This is a genomic window from Sphingomonas kyeonggiensis (genome assembly GCF_030812785.1).
In the GTDB taxonomy this organism is placed as follows: Bacteria; Pseudomonadota; Alphaproteobacteria; order Sphingomonadales; family Sphingomonadaceae; genus Sphingomonas; species Sphingomonas kyeonggiensis_B.
Genome location: NZ_JAUSTJ010000001.1, coordinates 564,866 through 581,185 on the forward strand (window position 1 = coordinate 564,866; position 16,320 = coordinate 581,185).

Below are 16,320 nucleotides of genomic sequence, written 5' to 3' on the forward strand. Positions count from 1 at the left end.
GGAGTAAGACCGATGGGTTCGGCAGCATTGCACATCGCGCGCACGGGTCTCGACGCCCAGGACACGCGCATGCGGGTCATCTCGAACAACCTGGCCAACGTGAACACCACGGCGTTCAAGAAGGACCGCGCCAGTTTCGAGACGCTCGCCTATCAGGTGATCACCGCGCCGGGCGCCGCCTCGACCGCGGAGACGAAGTACGCGACCGGCCTCAACCTCGGCACCGGCGTGCGCACCCAGGGCACCCAGCGCATCGAGACCCAGGGATCGCTGCAGACCACCGGTAATGGTCTGGACATGGCGATCGACGGCAACGGCTATTTCCAGATCCAGCTGCCCGGCGGCAGCCTCGGCTATACCCGCGCGGGCAATTTCTCGCGCTCGCCGGAGGGCCAGTTGGTCACCTCCGAGGGCTATCAGGTGATGCCCGGCGTCACCATTCCCGAAGGTGCGATCTCGGTCACCGTCGGCAGCGACGGCACCGTCTCGGCACAGATGCCGAACCAGACCGACCTCACCCAGATCGGCCAGATCCAGGTGGCGAGCTTCCCCAATCCGGCGGGCCTGCAGGCAGTGGGCGACAATTACCTGATCGAGACGCCCGCCAGCGGTACCGTCGCGCTCGGCAATGCCGGCATCGATGGCCGCGGCACGATCCGCCAGGGCATGCTCGAAGGCTCGAACGTCAACGTCGTCGAGGAGCTGGTCGACATGATCGAGACGCAGCGCGCCTATGAGGTCAATTCGAAGATGATCTCGGCGACCGACGAGATGCTCAAATACGTCAACCAGAACATCTGAGGTGGCAGATCATGAAGCATCTCTCCACGCTCGCCTCCGCCACGCTGCTCGCCGCCGGGCTCGCCTTCACCGCGACGCCTGCCCAGGCGCAGTTCCTCGGCATCGGCGGCAAGAAGAAGCCCAAGGAGGATTTCTCCGCGACGCTTCCCGCCCCCGTCGCCCCGCAGCAGCCGGCGAATGGCAGCATCTTCCAGGCGAACGACGGCTATGCCGCGCTCTACGAAGGCCAGCGCGCCCGCCGTGTCGGCGATCCGCTGTCGATCCTGCTGGTCGAGAAGACCGCCGCCTCCAAGTCTGCCGGCACCAAGCTCGACAGCGGCGGCGGCTTCGGCCTGACCCCGCCAAGCACCGGCGCGCTCTCGCTGTTCAAGGAGAGCGATGCCAGCGTCAGCGGCAAGCGCAACTTCAACGGCACCGGCGCCGCCGACCAGGCCAATGCGCTGTCGGGCGAAGTCAGCGTCACGGTCGCTGCGGTCTATCCCAACGGCACGATGCTGGTGCAGGGCCAGAAGCGCGTGACGCTCAACCGCGGCGACGAGTTCGTCCAGATCAAGGGCATCGTGCGCGTGGCCGACATCGACGCGAACAACCGCGTGCTTTCCACCCGCGTCGCCGATGCCCGCATCGCCTATACCGGCAAGGGCGACGTCGCCCGCGCCAGCCGCCAGGGCTGGCTGAGCCGGTTCTTCTCCGTGATCAGCCCCTTCTAAGCCGGAGCAGACCGATGATCCGCCGCTTCCTCGCGCTCGCCGCCCTTGCCCTCGCCGCCGCCACCGTGCCGGCGCACGCCCAGCGCGTGAAGGACCTTGGCGGCTTCCAGGGCATCCGCACCAACCAGCTGACCGGCTATGGCGTGGTCGTCGGCCTTCCCGGCACGGGCGACGACAATCTCGAATATACCGTCCAGTCGATGAAGGGCGTCACTTCGCGCTTCGGGCTGCAGCTGCCCGCCGGCGTCGCGCCGGGGCTGAAGAACGCCGCAGTGGTGATGATCACCGCCGAGCTGCCCGCCTTCGCCAAGCCGGGCCAGAAGCTCGACATCACCGTCTCGTCGATGGGCAAGGCCAAGTCCCTGCGCGGCGGCACGCTGATCCTGACGCCGCTGCAGGGCGCCGACGGCCAGATCTATGCGATGGCGCAGGGCAACCTCGCGGTGGGCGGGCTCGGCGCCGAAGGTGCCGACGGCTCGAAGATCGTCGTCAACACGCCGAGCTCGGGCCGCATTCCGGAAGGCGCCACGGTCGAGCGCAGCGTCGATACCGGCTTCGACAAGTCGCCCTTCATCACCTTCAACCTCGCCCGCGCCGACTTCACCACGGCCCAGCGCGTGCAGGACGCGATCAACCTGCGCTTCGGCGCCGACCGCGCCCGCGCGATCGACGGCGTCTCGATCGCCATCCAGGCGCCCGAGGGCCGCGACGTGCGCTCGGAGCTGATGAGCGAAGTCGAGAACCTGCCGGTCGAGGCCGCCGAGGCCGCCGCCCGGGTGATCGTCAACGCGCGCACCGGCACGGTGGTGATCAACTCGGCCGTCCGGGTCAGCCCTGCCGCGGTAACCCATGGTAAACTGACCGTTCGTATTGATGAGAACCAGCGCACCAGCCAGCCCGCGCCGTTCAGCAAGGGCGAGACCCGTACCGAACAGCACAGCACGGTCGGCGTCGAGGAGGAAAAGCATCCCATGTTCCTGATCGAGCCGGGCCCGAAGCTTTCGGACGTCGTCAAGGCGGTGAACGCGATCGGCGCGTCGCCGGCCGACCTGGTCGCCATCCTCGAGGCGCTCAAGGAAGCCGGCGCGCTCAAGGCGGAGCTGATCATCCTGTGAGCAACCTCCTCGCCCCGATCGGCAGCACGTCCGGCGGTGTCTCGACCGACACGTCGCGCCTCGCCTCCAAGGAGAATCTCGAGGCCGCTGGCCAGCGCTTCGAGGCGGTCTTCACCGGCATGATGCTCAAGTCGATGCGCCAGGCGAAGCTCGGCGACGGGCTGTTCGACAGCAAGGGCGAGGACCAGTTCCGCGACATGCAGGATCAGCAGCTCGCCCAGAGCATGGCCGCGCACGCCCCGATCGGCATCGGCAAGGCGATGACCGCCTTCCTCGCCAGGAACCTCAAGACCGAGACGCCGGCCCAGCCCGGCACCACGCCGCCCGCGCCCGAAGGAGGTGCCGTCAAATGACCGACCTGCTTTCGATCGGCGCCAGCGGCGCGCGCGCCTATCAGTCGGCGCTCGCCACCACCTCGGACAATATCGCCAATGCCGCGACCGTCGGCTATTCGCGCCGTGTTGCCACGGTGCGCGAAGTCGTCGCCACCGGCGGCAACACCAGCGCGATCAACTCGGGCCTGGGCGCCAATGTCGGCGGGGTGACCCGCTCGGCGGACGCCTTCCGCGCGACCGAGGTGCGCACCGCAAGCTCGGACCTTGCCCGCACGCTTGCCGGCGCGGCCTGGCTCGGCCGGATCGATTCGGGCCTGACCCAGAACAAGCTGGGCGACCAGCTCACATCCTTCTTCACCTCGGCCAAGGCCGTCGCGGCCGACCCGACCGCGCTGCCGGCGCGCGCGACGATGCTCGAGAACGCCGCGGGCGTCGCCGCAGCCTTCGGCGCGACCGGCAAGGCGCTCGACGGCGCGATGACCGATCTCAAGGCCTCGGCCGATACCGCGGTGACGCAGCTCAACAACCTGTCCGCTGGCCTGGCCAAGGTGAATGCCGGCCTCGCCCGCGCGACCGACGGCACCGCCGGGCAGGCCGCCCTGCTCGACCAGCGCGACCAGATGCTCGAGCAGATGAGCGCGCTGACCGATGTCAGCGTCAGCTTCGACAATTATGGCCGCGCCACCGTCCAGGCCGGCAACAGCTCGGGCCCGACCCTGGTCGAGGGCGCCCAGGCAGCGATCGTCTCGCAGGTCAGCAACGACGAAGGGACCTTCTCCTTCTCGGTCAAGCAGGCCAGCGGCGCGGTGCAGACCATGGCGCCCAACGGCGGCGCGCTCGCCGGCATCGCCGAGAGCGGCAGCCGCATCGCCGCGGCGCGCGACCAGATCAGCCAGATGGCGCAGAGCTTCGCCGAGGGCGTCAACGCGGTCCAGGCCGCCGGCGCCGATCTCCAGGGCAATGCCGGCCAGCCGATCTTCTCGGTCGGCGATCCGGCCTACAATCTCAGCGTCGTGATGACCGATCCGCGCGGCATCGCCGCCGCTTCGGCCGGCGGCGGCACCCGCGACAACAGCAACCTCGCCGGCTTCGATACGCTGCGCACCAGCGGCAATTACGAGCAGCAGGTGACCGATCTCACCGCCGCCAACGGTGCGGCGCTTTCGGGTCGCAACAGCGTCGCCGATGCGCAGAGCTCGATCCGCGATTCCGCCGTCTCGGCGCGCGATTCGGTCAGCGGCGTGAACATCGACGAGGAGGCGGTCGATCTGATGCGCTTCCAGCAGGCCTATCAGGCATCGACCCGCGTGATCCAGATCGCGCGCGAGACGATGCAGTCGATCCTCGATATCAGGTAAAGATCATGCGCATCGCCACTTCGCAGATGTACAGCCGCCCGACGTCGCTGATGACCCAGCTGACCGCCGCTGCCGACAAGACGCAGACCCAGATCGCCACCACCAAGCTCGGTATCACCGCGGCTTCGGACGCGGCCGCCTATATCAAGCTGCAGCAGATCCAGCGCGCCACCACCGGCGATGCGACCTACAAGTCGAACATCACGATCGCCCAGGGCGTGACTGCGCAGACCGACCAGACGCTGGAGAGCGTCGAGACCCAGATGCAGCGCGCGCTCGAGCTGGCCACCCGCGCCAAGAGCGACACGCTGTCGGCATCGGACCGTGCCTCGATCGGCGAGGAGCTGGACTCGATCCGCGACACGCTGTTCGCGCTCGCCAACACCAAGGACGATATCCGCGGCCAGCCCCTGTTCGGCGGCGCGACCGGCGACACCGCCTATGTGAAGAACGCCGACGGCTCGATCAGCTTCGCCGGCACCGGCGAACCCTCGGCAATCCCGATCGGCGATGGCGAGAGCGTGCAGCCGACGATCAGCGGCGAGCGGGTGTTCAGCCCCGCCGGCGCCGACATGTTCGCGGTCCTCGGCTCGCTGTCGGCCGCGCTCAAGTCGGGCACCGATGTCCAGGCTGCGGGTGCCGCGGCGCTGGACGGGATCAACGCCTCGCTCGACACGGTGGCGCTCGCCCGCGCCTCGGTCGGCGCGCGCGGCGCCCGGCTCGATCTCCAGGCCGACCGGCTGACCGACGTCGCCGAGACCCGCGAGACGACCCGTTCGGGCATCGAGGATACTGACATCCCGACCGCGGTCGCCAATCTGCAGAAGACACTCACTGTTCTGCAGGCGACCCAGGCCAGCTTCACCAAGCTGACCAGCGTCTCGCTGTTCGACTATCTCAAATAAGCCACGGGAAAGCCGCGACTTTCGCCGGAGTGCGCGCCGCTAGACCGTTTGTGCCCGAAACCCAAGCGAAAGCCCGAAATAATTCGCGCCGGTAACGAATTAACCATGTTTTTCCGCTGAATATCACGGCGAAACGGTCGTTAACCGAGACGACAAATCGGGGGTTTCGCGCACATGTTTCCGGCAATCGGCCTCGTCATCCTGCTGGCAATGGTCTTCGGTGGTTTCGCGATCACCGGCGGCGCGCTCGGCCCCGTGCTCGAAGCGATCCCGCATGAGATGCTGATCATCGGCGGCGCCGCCGCCGGCGCGCTCGTCATCGGCAATTCGACCAAGGAGCTGAAGGCGCTTGGCGGCGGCCTGGCCAAGGTGCTCAAGGGCCCGAAATACAAGAAGCAGGACTATCTCGACACGATCTTCCTGGTCTCCAAGCTGATGAAGATGCTGCGGACCGAAGGGCCGATCGCGCTAGAGCCGCATGTCGAGGATCCCAAGTCCTCCGCGATCTTCGCCGAATATCCGCGCCTGCTCGCCGATCACACGCTGATCAACCTGATCACCGATACGCTGCGCCTCGTCGTCGTCTCGTCGGGCACGCTCGACGTGCACGCGGTCGAGGAGGTGATGGACAACTCGATCAAGACGCACCACCACGAGGTCCAGGGCCCGCAGACCACGCTCCAGTCGTTGGGCGACGCCCTCCCCGCACTCGGCATCGTCGCCGCCGTGCTCGGCGTGGTGAAGACGATGGGCTCGATCGACAAGCCGCCGAGCATCCTTGGCGCGATGATCGGCTCGGCACTGGTCGGCACCTTCATGGGCGTGCTGCTCGCTTACGGCATCGTCGCGCCGCTCGCCGGCCGGCTGCAGCAGGTGATCGACGCCGATGCGGCGATCTATCATGTGGTGAAGCAGATCATCATCGCCTCGCTCCACGGCCATCCGCAGCCGCTGGTGATCGAGGCCGCCCGCTCCAGCATCGCGCACGTCAACCAGCCAGGCTTCGGCGAGGTGTTCGACGGGCTGAGGGGCCGGTAAGTGGCGGCGCCCCGCGCACCCCACGGGAACCAGCTCCAGCCGAAGATCATCGTCAAGAAGATCATCGTCGAGGGGCATGGCGGCCATCACGGCGGCGCCTGGAAGGTCGCCTATGCCGACTTCGTGACCGCGATGATGGCGTTCTTCCTGCTGCTCTGGATCCTGGGCGCCACCACCGAGAAGCAGCGCAAGGCGCTTGCCGACTATTTCGCGCCGACGCTGGTCGAGCTGAAGCAGAACAGTGCCGGCTCGAACGGCCTGTTCGGCGGCGAGGCGATCAACCAGCGCGACAATTATCCGGGCAAGGCCTCGCAGACCGGCACCAAGTCACTGACCGTCCCGGTAGGCGGCGCCGGCGGCAAGGATGTCGGCACCGGCGCCAAGGGCACGCTCAAGGACCAGCGCGCGCTGACCCAGCAGGACCAGAAGAATTTCGAGGAGACCGCCAAGCGGATCCGCCAGCGCATGCAGGCGACGCCGTCGCTGGCCAAGCTGGCCAATCATGTCCGCTTCGTGCCGACGCGCGACGGCATGCGGATCGACTTGCTCGACGACGCCAACTACTCGATGTTCAACTTGGGCACGACGGCCCTGGTGCCCGAGGCGAGCATATTGGTCGGCACGATCGCGGACTCGATCAAGGGCATGGAAAACCCGATCATGATCCGCGGCCATACCGACAGCCTCGGCTATGGCGATCCGCTGGCGATGAACAACTGGATGCTGTCGAGCGGCCGCGCAGAAGCCACCCGCAGGCGCCTGCTGTCGGGCGGCGTCACCGAGATGCGCTTCGAGCGGATCGAGGGCGTGGCCGACCGCGAGCCGCTGATCGTCGAGAACCCCGCCGACCCGCGCAACCGCCGCGTCTCGATCACCCTGCTCTATCGCCGGATCATGGACCAGGACCCGCAGGGCCGCTTCCGCCCCGGCCTACGCGCCAGCCGCGAAGCCGACGCGCCGCTGGGGGCGCACTAGGGGCTAGTCGCGCTTCCTCGCGTGAGGAGGCGCACGAAGAAGAGATTGACGCGGAGGCGCGAAGACGCGGAGGGGTCTCGCGCCGCGCCAGCGGCCCCCTCCATCGCTACGCTCCCGGCATCATGGCCGCTGACGCGGCACCAACACTCTCCGCGAGCGCAACCTCTTCGCGTCTTCGCGCCTCCGCGTGAACCACTCTGTTCTTCTTCGCATCCAGCAATACCGGCCCCTCCGAGACCGGCACGCGTCGCTCAGAAGAACTGCTTGCGGAAGGTGAGCTTCACCGTGCGGCCGATCGGGTCGCGCAGGTTCGGCGCATAGGCCACAGGCGTCACGCCATTCTCGTCGGTCACCCGCTGGCGCGCGTTGAACATGTTGTCGACGCGCAGCTGGATCCGCGAGCCACGGAACCAGGGGTGCTTGAGCAGGAAGTCGATGTCCTGGCCCGGGTTGAACTCGGCGAGCAGGTTGACCTTGGCCAGGCTGCCGAAGTTGAGCTCGCCGGTGCTGCCCGGTAGGCTGGTGGTGCCGCCCGTGGTGCGGGTGCCGCTCTGCCAGTTGCCGTTGAGCTGGACGAGTAGCGCGTCGCGCTTCACGCCCGCGGTGAAGTCCACCCGGTGCGCCGCGATCGCCTGACTGGTCGTGTCGCCGAGCCGGTCGATGACCGGCAGGCCCGGACGGATCTGGATTTCGTCGCGCAGCACCCAGGTGTGATAGGCGCTGAGGATGATGCGGTTGCCACCGCCTCCACCGCCAAAGCCGCCACGGCCACCGCCGCCGCCACCACCACCACCGGGGCCGCCAAAGCGCGGACCGCCGCCGCCCGGCGGACCACCCGCACCCGGGCCGGCACCGTCCGCCGGCGGGCGCGGCGGGGCTTCCTGACCCTGGCCCGGCTGGCCCTCGGGCCGCGGGCCACGGAACTGGCCGCCCTGGGTACCGCCGAACAGGCTCGACTGCTGGCCGAGGCGGCGGAACTGATCGAACATCGCCGTCATCTCGGGCGGCAGCGGCTGGCCGGTGCGGCGCGATTCCTCGCGCGCCTTCTGGAAGGCCTCACGGCGCTCGCGCATCCGCTTCTGCTGGGGCGAGGCGATCGGCAGGAACAGGTTGAAGCCCCAGCGCAGCTCCGAATGCTCGGTCCGGTCATAGTTCACCGGGCGCGCATCGATGTTGAGCAGCCGGCCGTCGCCGTCGCGCACGAAGCGGTCGGGGAATGCCGCTTCGACTTCGGCGGAAGCACCGGGGAAGCTCTGGATCGCGTTGCGGAAGCGCGAATTGGTGTAGTTCACCACGATGCCGAGATTGGTCTCGGTGAACGGCCGGATGTTGAGCCCGGCGCGGAACACGTGGCGGCTGTCAGCGCTCAGCGCGGTGTTGCCGCCGCTGATCTGGCTGATGTTGACGCTCTCGCCGCGCACGAAGTCGTAGACGGTCACGTTGGGCGTGGTGACCACCGGATTGCCGAGCTGCCCCGGCGTCGGCGCGTTGCTGTCATCGATGAAGCTGACGATCGCCTGGACCTGGGTGATCGGCGACCAGTTGAAGCCATAGCCGGTGGTGGTCAGCCGCCCGAAGTCCGAGAGCTGCTCGACTTCGATATTGGCGTTGACCGAGAAGTCGCCGATCGCGTCGAGCACCGCGCGGCGCCGGCTGGTGATCGGGATAGAGATGTTGCCGCGCACCGCGCCGGTGTCGCGCGAGATGTCGCTCGAACTGAACACGCCCGAGCGGAAGGACCTGCCCGACAGGTCGTTGGTCCGTCCCGCTACGCGGATGCTGCCGGTGACGTCGCCCGCCGGCAGCTTGAACAGCGGGCCGTTGGTGAGGAACTCGACATTGCCGACCTTGGTGGTCGATTCGGTCCAGTCGTCCGGCCGGCTGCCGATCAGGCTGTAGGGGATCGGCGCGAACGGGTTGAAGCTCGGGTCGTTGGCATTGAGCAGCGCCTGGGCCACGCTGGGGTCGACGCCGCGCGTGGTGGTCGAATCGCTGCCGGTCTGCTGGTAATTGGCGTTGAGCGACCAGCGCCAGCTGTTGATCCAGGGCGCGCTGTCGCCGTTGACCGTCAGCTCGCCGCGCAGCGCCTGGCTGCTGCTCGAGCGGGTCAGCGGGTTGAGATTGTCGTAATAGCGCCGCAGCTCGACATCCTGGCCGAAGGGCGAGAACGGATTGCCTGTGGGCAGGGTCAGCGTCGCGCTCGGCAGGCCGAGCCAGCTCTCGCTCTCGTTGACGTCGAGGTTGATCGTCGCGGTGGCGCTCACCTTGGGCGAGAGCGCGCGGTTGTAGATGCCGCTGATCGTCAGGTTCTTCGCCGGGCCGACCAAAGTGCGATAGGGCGTGACGTCGGTGATGTTGGGATCATTGGCATTGGCCGCATAGCCGGCGAGCGCCTGCTGGCCGGACACCGGCACCCCGGCGACCGTCACCGGCCGGCCGGCCAACGCGCTCAGCGCCGGATCGATCTCGCGGCCGATCGGGGCACCGGTGACCGGATCGAGCACCACTGCGCCCAGCCCACTGATGTTGCCGGTCGTGTCGAACAGCGCATTGCCGGCGCGGCTGACCCCGCGCTCGCTCTCGAGGATCGACGAATTCTGGTTGTACTTGACGTCCAGCGTCACCCGCCCGTCGCGGTTGAGCTTGAGGATGTTGAGGTTGGCGCTCTCGGTCGCATTGCCGCCATCGGTGGGCATCTGCCCTTCGAGCACCGTCGTCACTGCCTGGAAGCGGCGGCGCAGCACGAAGTTGATCACCTTCTGGGTGGCGCCATAGCCATATTGCAGCGCGACTTCCTCGGGCAGGATGTCGACCCGCTCAATCGCCTCGGTCGGCAGGTCGCGGACCTCGTTCATGCTCGAGCGGCGGCCGCTGATCAGGATCACCGGCTGCTCGTCGCCGCGGCCCGAGCCGCTGCCGAGCTGCGCCTGGAGCGCAGTGATCAGCTCGGACACATTGGAGGCGCCATAGGCGCGGATGTCGGCCGGGTTGAGCTGGACCTCGGGCTTGACGTCGGTCTTCACCGCACCGGGCAGCACGCCGTTGACGACGATCGCGCCTTCGTCGCCCATCTCGTCCGTGCCCTGGTCCTGCGCTGCTGCGGGGGCCTGCGCCTGGGGCTGGGGATGATTCTGCGCGGAGGAAGGCGTGGGCGCCTGCTGCTGCGCCTGGGCGAGCACCGCGCCCGGCATCATGCCGGCGAGCAATCCGGCAACCGCGGCACCACGCATCAACTTCGAACGCATCAAATTCCCACCCTTTTCGAAAACCCCGCGCGGCAAGTGACACCGCCAGCATGAATGCTGCGTGGCTAGCCGCGACTTGTCGCAGAAGTTTGCCGGGTTCTCGAAAAAATTGCGGCACCGCGGCGATGTCGCCGGGTGCCTGCATTTTTCACTGGTGCGGTCGAGAAGACTCGAACTTCCACGGCCTTTCGGCCACAACGACCTCAACGTTGCGCGTCTACCAGTTCCGCCACGACCGCACGTGAAATCCGTCAGTTGGGATACCGACGGCTGGTAAGGCAGCGGCCCCTAGCAACGCGTTTCGGACATTGCAAGCGGTTCCGCCGCGCTTTTCCAAACGAAGCGAAATCCGCTAAGCGCGCCGTCCCATGCGCATCGCCCCCGATCTTTCCGCCGAGATGCGCCGAATCCTGTCGCTGGCCTGGCCGGTGGCGCTGACCAGCCTCAACTGGACGATCCTCCATGTCACCGACGTGGTGGTGGTCGGCTTCACCGGCACCGAGCAGATGGCAGCCCTCGGCGCCAGCCGCGCGCTCACCTTCCCGGGCATCGTGATGGGGCTGGGCGCGCTTTCCGGCGTGCTCGTCCATGTCTCGCGCGCCGATGGGGCGAAGGACCTGCCGGGCACCGGCCGCGCCTTCCACCAGGGGCTGCTGCTCGCCGCCGCGCTCGGCATGCTCAGCGCGCTGCTGCTCTTCGCCTTCGCCATGCCGATGCTGCTGGCGATCGGCGTGGCCGGCGAGATCGCCCCGCACGCCGCCGAGGTCGTGCGGGTGATGGCGCTCGCCTATCCCTTCCAGCTGCTGATCGTCACCGCGAGCTTCTTCCTCGAAGGGGTAAGCCGCCCGCAGCGGGTGACCGTGGTCAACCTCGCGATCCTGCCGGTCAACGCCCTGCTCGCCTGGGCGCTGTCGGCCGGGCATCTCGGCTTGCCGGCAATGGGCGCGACCGGCGCGGCGCTGGCCACCACCATCGCCTCCGCCTTGGGCGCGGCCGGCATGATCGCCGCCGCCTGGACCCTGCCCCGCGCCAAGGCGCGCGGCGTGCACGACCTCTCCGGCATCTTCAGCCGCGATTCGCTAAAGGGCGCGCTGGGGCTCGCCTTGTTCGGCCTGATCCCCGCCATCGCCTCGGGGCTCGAGCTGGTCGGCTTCTCGATCCTGATCGCGCTGTCGACCGAGCTGGGCGACGTCACCGCGCATGCCTTCCAGCTCGTCTTCTCGATCCACAACGTCACCTTCTCGGTGGCGCTCGGCCTGGGATCGGCGGCGGGGGTGCGCGTCGGCAACGCGGTGGGCGAGGGCGTGCCCCAGGCGGCCGCGCGGCGCACCGCCATCGCCGCCTCGCTCGCCGCGCTCGCCACCGGCCTGCTTGCGCTCCTGCTGATCCTCGTGCCGGCGCCCTTCGTCGCGCTGTTCCCGGCCGTGCCCGAGGTGCACCGGATCGCGCTACTCATGCTGCCGATCTGGGCGCCGTTCATCCTGTTCGACGGGGTGCAGGTGGTGTTCGTCTATGCTCTGCGCTCGCTCGGCGACCAGGTCGCGGCGGGGATCAACTCGGTGATCGCCTTCTTCCTCGTCACCGGCGGCGCGGGGCTGGTGTTCGTGCGGCTATGGGGCTGGGAGGCGACCGGCCTCGTCCTCGCCTCGGGGATCGGCATGGTGGTCGCCGCGGCGCTCCACGGCGCGCGGCTGTGGCGGGTCAGCCGCCGATTTCGGTAGCGAAGGCCAGGCGCGCCGTCGCCGCGCTGCGCGGCGGATCGACCTGGGCCGAATTGAAGTCGATCGTCTGCTTGGGCCCGATCTCGCGCACCGACGGCGTGACCCGCCAGCTATAGACGAGCCGGTCTTCCTTGTCCTTGAGCTCGATCCGGATGTCGGGCACGCGCTGCTTGTCGGCGGTGGGGTTGGCCACCTTGCCCGAGATGATGAACAGCTCGCTGCCATTGGTCTGGGTGCGCAGCTCGACATTCTTGTCGGTGAACACCAGGGGCGTCTCGACTTCGCCGCCGATGCCGAGGCCCCAGCCCAGCTGCGCGGCGAGCCCGGGCGCGCCCGAATAGAGGATCGCACCGGTGCCGAGCAGCATCGAGAAGCCCGCGACGAAGGCGGCGGCGGTCCAGCGGCGCGCCGGGTTGCGGCGCGGCTTGAACGGCGGCTGCGGCGCGAAGGGATCATAGTCGGGCGAGGGCCCGCCGGCAGCGGCGGTGATCGAGGCATCGTCGAACACCCGCGGTGCCGCGGGCGCCTCGCGCTTCGGCACCTCGGCCTCGCGCTTGGGCGCCGGGGTGACCGGGCCGTCCGCCGCCGTGGCGCGCGTGGTCAGGTCGAGCGCGACCGGCGCCTGGAACCAGCTATGCTTGCAGCTCGCGCAGCGCACGGTGCGGCCGTCGGCGCCAATGGCGCTGTCCGGCACCAGATAGCGGGTTCGGCACTGGCTGCATTCGAGGATCATTGCGCTCGGCTCACGACACACGGGGGCCTGTCGCCCGATTGTCACGATTCTAGACCCATCGATTCGCGCGAACAAGAGTCCCCGGCCCGAGTATCCCCAGCTTCTTGAGAAAGGCGGGCCGTCAAATATCCACCCGTCATCCCCGCGCAGGCGGGGATCCAGGGTAATCCGGGGCAATCGAAGCAATCGGGCACGCCTTGCCGGAAACGCCGAGGCGTGCCGGGCGTGCGCCGCCCGTGGCTCTGGATCCCCGCCTGCGCGGGGATGACGATGAAGGATATCCGGACGACCTCCCCGGCGCGCCACGCTTGAGCCCGTCAAATCCCTGTGCGATGGCAGGTGCAAGGGAAGCGCCGGGAGCCTGATGGCCAGCATCGTTCAATTCGAGAATGTCGGCCTGCGCTATGGTTCGGGCGACGAGACTCTCTCGGACATCAGCTTCTCGCTGAACACCGGCGCCTTCTATTTCCTCACCGGACCCTCGGGCGCGGGCAAGACCTCGCTGCTCAAATTGCTCTACCTCGCCCAGCGCGCGACCCGCGGCACCGTCCGCATCTTCGGCGAGGATGCCGGCGCGCTGCCCCGCACCCGCCTGCCCGGCTTCCGCCGCCGCATCGGCGTGGTATTCCAGGATTTCCGCCTGGTCCCCCACCTTTCCGCCTATGACAATATCGCGCTCCCCTTGCGCGTCGCCGGCGTGTCGGAAAGCGATATCGAGGCGCCGGTGCGCGAGATGCTCGCCTGGGTCGGCCTCACCGATCGCGGCCGCGCCAAGCCGCCCACCCTGTCGGGCGGCGAGCAGCAGCGCATCGCCATCGCCCGCGCGGTGATCGGTCGCCCCGAGCTGCTCGTCGCGGACGAGCCCACGGGCAACGTCGATCCCGACATGGCCGAGCGGCTGCTCCATCTGTTCGACAGCCTCAACCGGCTCGGCACCACCGTGGTGGTGGCGACGCACGACTTCCACCTGCTCAACCGCATCCCCAACGCGCACATGATGCGGCTGGAGAAGGGTCGGCTCAACGATCCCACCGGCGCGCTGCGCAACCCGCCGCGGGGCGCCCAGTGAAGCTGAGCCTCAACCCCAACGCCCCCGATCGCCGCCTGCTCGACGAGAGCCGGCGCACCCGCGCGATGACCTGGATCATGGCGATCATGGTCTTCCTCACCGTGCTCGCCGGTGCGCTGGGGCTCGGCATGTTCGCCGCCACCGCCCAGCTCGACCGCCAGCTCGCCGGGCGGCTGACCATCCAGATCGTCGAGCCCGATGCCGCGTTGCGCGACGGCCAGGCGGCCGCGATCCGCGCGGCGGTCACCCGGCTGCCGGGGGTGCAGCGCGTCGCCGAGGTCGATCGCCAGCGGCTCGCCGAGCTGCTCAAGCCCTGGCTCGGCGATACCGGGCTCGACCCCGACCTGCCGATGCCGGCGATGATCGATATCGAGGTGCGCGGCAGCACCACCGCGGCAGTGGAGCGCGCCGCCCGCCAGGTCGCGCCCAATGCCCGGATCGACCGGCACGCCCAGTGGCTCTCGCCGGTGCGCGGGTTCATGACCACGATGAGCTGGCTCGCCGTCGGGCTGATGCTGCTGATCGCCAGCGCCACCGCTGCGGTGGTGCTGCTCGCCGCGCGTTCGGGGCTGGACACGCACCGCGACACCATTGATGTGCTCCACATGCTCGGCTCCACCGATGTCCAGATCGCCCGCCTGTTCCAGCGGCGGATCGCGTTCGATACGCTGCTCGGCGGCCTGCTCGGCACCGTGGCGGCGCTCGGGCTGGTCTGGTTCCTCCAGTCGCGCATGGCGCTGGTCGGCTCGGAGATGCTGAGCGGCGTGGCGCTGCAGCAGCGCGACTGGTTCCTGCTCCTGCTGCTCCCGCTCGGCTTCGCGCTGCTCGCCACCTTCGCGGCGCGGCGCACCGTGCTGCGCGCGCTGGGCCGCACGCTGTGATCCTGCGCCTGATTGCGCTGGTGGTGATCGCCTGGGCACTCGGCTTCGCTGCGTTCATGCTGTCGCTCGGCCATCCGCTGGAGGGCCGCAAGACCGATGCGATCGTGGTGCTGACCGGCGGATCGAAGCGGATCGACCGAGGCCTGGAAGTGCTGCGCGCCGGCGATGCCGAGCGTTTGCTGGTCAGCGGCGTCGATCCCGATGTCCGCCCCGGCGAGTTCGCGGCGGAGTACAAGATCGATCGCAAGCTGATGCGCTGCTGCGTCGATCTCGGCTGGCAGGCGGTCGACACCCGCTCCAATGCCGAGGAGACCGCCGAATGGGTGAAGGAGCATGGCTACAAGACCGTGCGCCTCGTCACGTCGGACTGGCACATGCCGCGTGCCCGGCTCGAGCTCGCCCATGCGCTGAAGGGCGTGGAAGTGGTCGGCGATCCGGTGCGCAGCCAGCCGGGCTTCGCCATGCTGTTCCGCGAATATCACAAATATCTGGTGCGCCGCATCGCACTGCTGCTCGGTGCTCGCTGATGAACTTCCTGCGTACGCTGATCTTCTCGCTCTTCTTCTACGGCCTCTCGGTCGTGCTGGTGCTGCTCGTGCCGCTGGTCGCGCTGCTCGGCGGCGATTCGCTGCGCAGCTACGCGATGGCCTGGGTGGGGCTGATGACCTGGTCGGCGCGCTGGATCCTCGGCATCCGCGTGCAGATCGAGGGCACGATTCCCAAGGGGCCGGTGCTCTTCGCCGGCAAGCATGAATCGCTGTTCGAGGCGCTGGAGCTCAGCCGGCTGCTCGGCTCGCCCGCCACGGTGATGAAGCGCGAGCTCGCCCAGATCCCGCTCTGGGGCTGGGCGGCACGGCGCTACGGCGTGATCATCGTCAATCGCACCGCCAATGCCGCGGCGCTGCGATCGATGATGAAGGATGCCAGGGTTGCGCTCGCGCAGGGCCGCTCGGTGCTGATCTTTCCCGAAGGCACGCGGGTGAAGCCGGGCGAGGCGCCGGCGCTGCGCTCGGGCTTTGCCGGGCTCTACCGGATGCTCGACCTGCCCGTCGTGCCGATCGCGGTGCGGAGCGGCCATGTCTGGCCCAAGCATGGGATCAAGAAGCCCGGCGTGATCACCTTCCGCTTCCTCGATCCGATCCCGCCGGGCCTGCCCCGCGCCGAGGCCGAGGCGCGCGTGCATGCCGGGATCAACGCGCTCAACGGCTGAGGCGCGGCCCGGCTTGCAATGTAGGATTTCGTCTGGTTGGCTCGGGCGGTCGGAACTGGCGTTCCGGCCGCTCTTTGCCTTGTTGGAAAAATAGGATCCCGCACACGCAAGAATGTTGCGAGATGCGGTGCGCTCGCGGGAACTGTGTCAAATTAGGCGCCGCGAAAACCCGCTTCTGGCGTGTACTTCGTGTCCTTTGGCGATTCGCACGGGCGGCGCCCGTA

The 16,320-nt window shown here is 68.5% G+C and carries 15 protein-coding genes and 1 tRNA gene; 13 read left to right on the plus strand and 3 right to left on the minus strand.

Going from position 1 to position 16,320, the window contains the following annotated elements:
• Positions 1-12: 12 nt before the first annotated feature.
• From flgG to J2W22_RS02780, 8 genes are all read left to right on the plus strand, one after another.
• A complete protein-coding gene (gene flgG / locus J2W22_RS02745; RefSeq protein WP_307116732.1) occupies positions 13-801 on the plus strand; it encodes a flagellar basal-body rod protein FlgG in 789 nt (262 codons plus the stop codon).
• Between the two features lie 11 nt (positions 802-812).
• Entirely contained in the window at positions 813-1,511 is a 699-nt protein-coding gene (locus tag J2W22_RS02750; RefSeq protein ID WP_307116733.1) for a flagellar basal body L-ring protein FlgH, read from the plus strand.
• A 14-nt stretch (positions 1,512-1,525) separates the two neighbouring features.
• Positions 1,526-2,626, plus strand: a complete 1,101-nt coding sequence (locus J2W22_RS02755; RefSeq protein WP_307116734.1) for a flagellar basal body P-ring protein FlgI — start codon at positions 1,526-1,528, stop codon at positions 2,624-2,626.
• Positions 2,623-2,979: a rod-binding protein gene (locus J2W22_RS02760; protein ID WP_307116735.1), complete on the plus strand. Its 357-nt coding sequence runs from the start codon at positions 2,623-2,625 to the stop codon at positions 2,977-2,979. The genes J2W22_RS02755 and J2W22_RS02760 overlap by 4 nt, the downstream gene beginning before the upstream one ends.
• Entirely contained in the window at positions 2,976-4,319 is a 1,344-nt protein-coding gene (flgK, locus tag J2W22_RS02765; RefSeq protein ID WP_307116736.1) for a flagellar hook-associated protein FlgK, read from the plus strand. The genes J2W22_RS02760 and flgK overlap by 4 nt, the downstream gene beginning before the upstream one ends.
• Positions 4,320-4,324: 5 nt before the next feature.
• Positions 4,325-5,224: a flagellin N-terminal helical domain-containing protein gene (locus J2W22_RS02770; protein ID WP_307116737.1), complete on the plus strand. Its 900-nt coding sequence runs from the start codon at positions 4,325-4,327 to the stop codon at positions 5,222-5,224.
• 174 nt (positions 5,225-5,398) lie between these two features.
• A complete protein-coding gene (motA, locus tag J2W22_RS02775) occupies positions 5,399-6,262 on the plus strand; it encodes a flagellar motor stator protein MotA (RefSeq protein ID WP_307116738.1) in 864 nt (287 codons plus the stop codon).
• Positions 6,263-7,237 carry a flagellar motor protein MotB gene (locus tag J2W22_RS02780; protein WP_307116739.1) on the plus strand — a complete coding sequence of 325 codons (975 nt, stop codon included), beginning with the start codon at positions 6,263-6,265 and terminating at the stop codon, positions 7,235-7,237.
• A gap of 251 nt (positions 7,238-7,488) precedes the next feature.
• Here J2W22_RS02780 and J2W22_RS02785 read toward each other — a convergent pair whose 3' ends face one another.
• Together J2W22_RS02785 and J2W22_RS02790 are read right to left on the minus strand one after the other, a co-directional pair.
• On the minus strand, positions 7,489-10,482 hold the full coding sequence (locus J2W22_RS02785; protein ID WP_307116740.1) for a TonB-dependent receptor: 2,994 nt from the start codon (positions 10,480-10,482) through the stop codon (positions 7,489-7,491).
• Positions 10,483-10,634: 152 nt separating this feature from the next.
• Positions 10,635-10,721: transfer RNA gene (locus J2W22_RS02790), tRNA-Leu, on the minus strand.
• Positions 10,722-10,850: 129 nt separating this feature from the next.
• On the opposite strand from J2W22_RS02790, the gene J2W22_RS02795 reads away from it, so the two are divergent.
• Positions 10,851-12,203 carry an MATE family efflux transporter gene (locus tag J2W22_RS02795; RefSeq protein WP_307116741.1) on the plus strand — a complete coding sequence of 451 codons (1,353 nt, stop codon included), beginning with the start codon at positions 10,851-10,853 and terminating at the stop codon, positions 12,201-12,203.
• Here J2W22_RS02795 and J2W22_RS02800 read toward each other — a convergent pair.
• Positions 12,184-12,936: an MJ0042-type zinc finger domain-containing protein gene (locus J2W22_RS02800; RefSeq protein WP_307116742.1), complete on the minus strand. Its 753-nt coding sequence runs from the start codon at positions 12,934-12,936 to the stop codon at positions 12,184-12,186. The two genes, J2W22_RS02795 and J2W22_RS02800, sit on opposite strands and share 20 nt — an antisense overlap.
• Before the next feature lie 364 nt (positions 12,937-13,300).
• Here J2W22_RS02800 and ftsE point away from each other — a divergent pair, with 364 nt between their 5' ends.
• The 4 genes from ftsE to J2W22_RS02820 are packed head-to-tail and all read left to right on the plus strand — an operon-like array spanning position 13,301 to position 16,096.
• Positions 13,301-14,005, plus strand: a complete 705-nt coding sequence (gene ftsE, locus J2W22_RS02805) for a cell division ATP-binding protein FtsE (protein ID WP_307116743.1) — start codon at positions 13,301-13,303, stop codon at positions 14,003-14,005.
• Entirely contained in the window at positions 14,002-14,886 is an 885-nt protein-coding gene (locus J2W22_RS02810) for a cell division protein FtsX (protein WP_307116744.1), read from the plus strand. Before ftsE ends, J2W22_RS02810 begins: the two co-directional genes overlap by 4 nt.
• On the plus strand, positions 14,883-15,413 hold the full coding sequence (locus J2W22_RS02815; RefSeq protein ID WP_307116745.1) for a YdcF family protein: 531 nt from the start codon (positions 14,883-14,885) through the stop codon (positions 15,411-15,413). Before J2W22_RS02810 ends, J2W22_RS02815 begins: the two co-directional genes overlap by 4 nt.
• On the plus strand, positions 15,413-16,096 hold the full coding sequence (locus J2W22_RS02820) for a lysophospholipid acyltransferase family protein (protein ID WP_307116746.1): 684 nt from the start codon (positions 15,413-15,415) through the stop codon (positions 16,094-16,096). Before J2W22_RS02815 ends, J2W22_RS02820 begins: the two co-directional genes overlap by 1 nt.
• Positions 16,097-16,320: the final 224 nt, after the last annotated feature.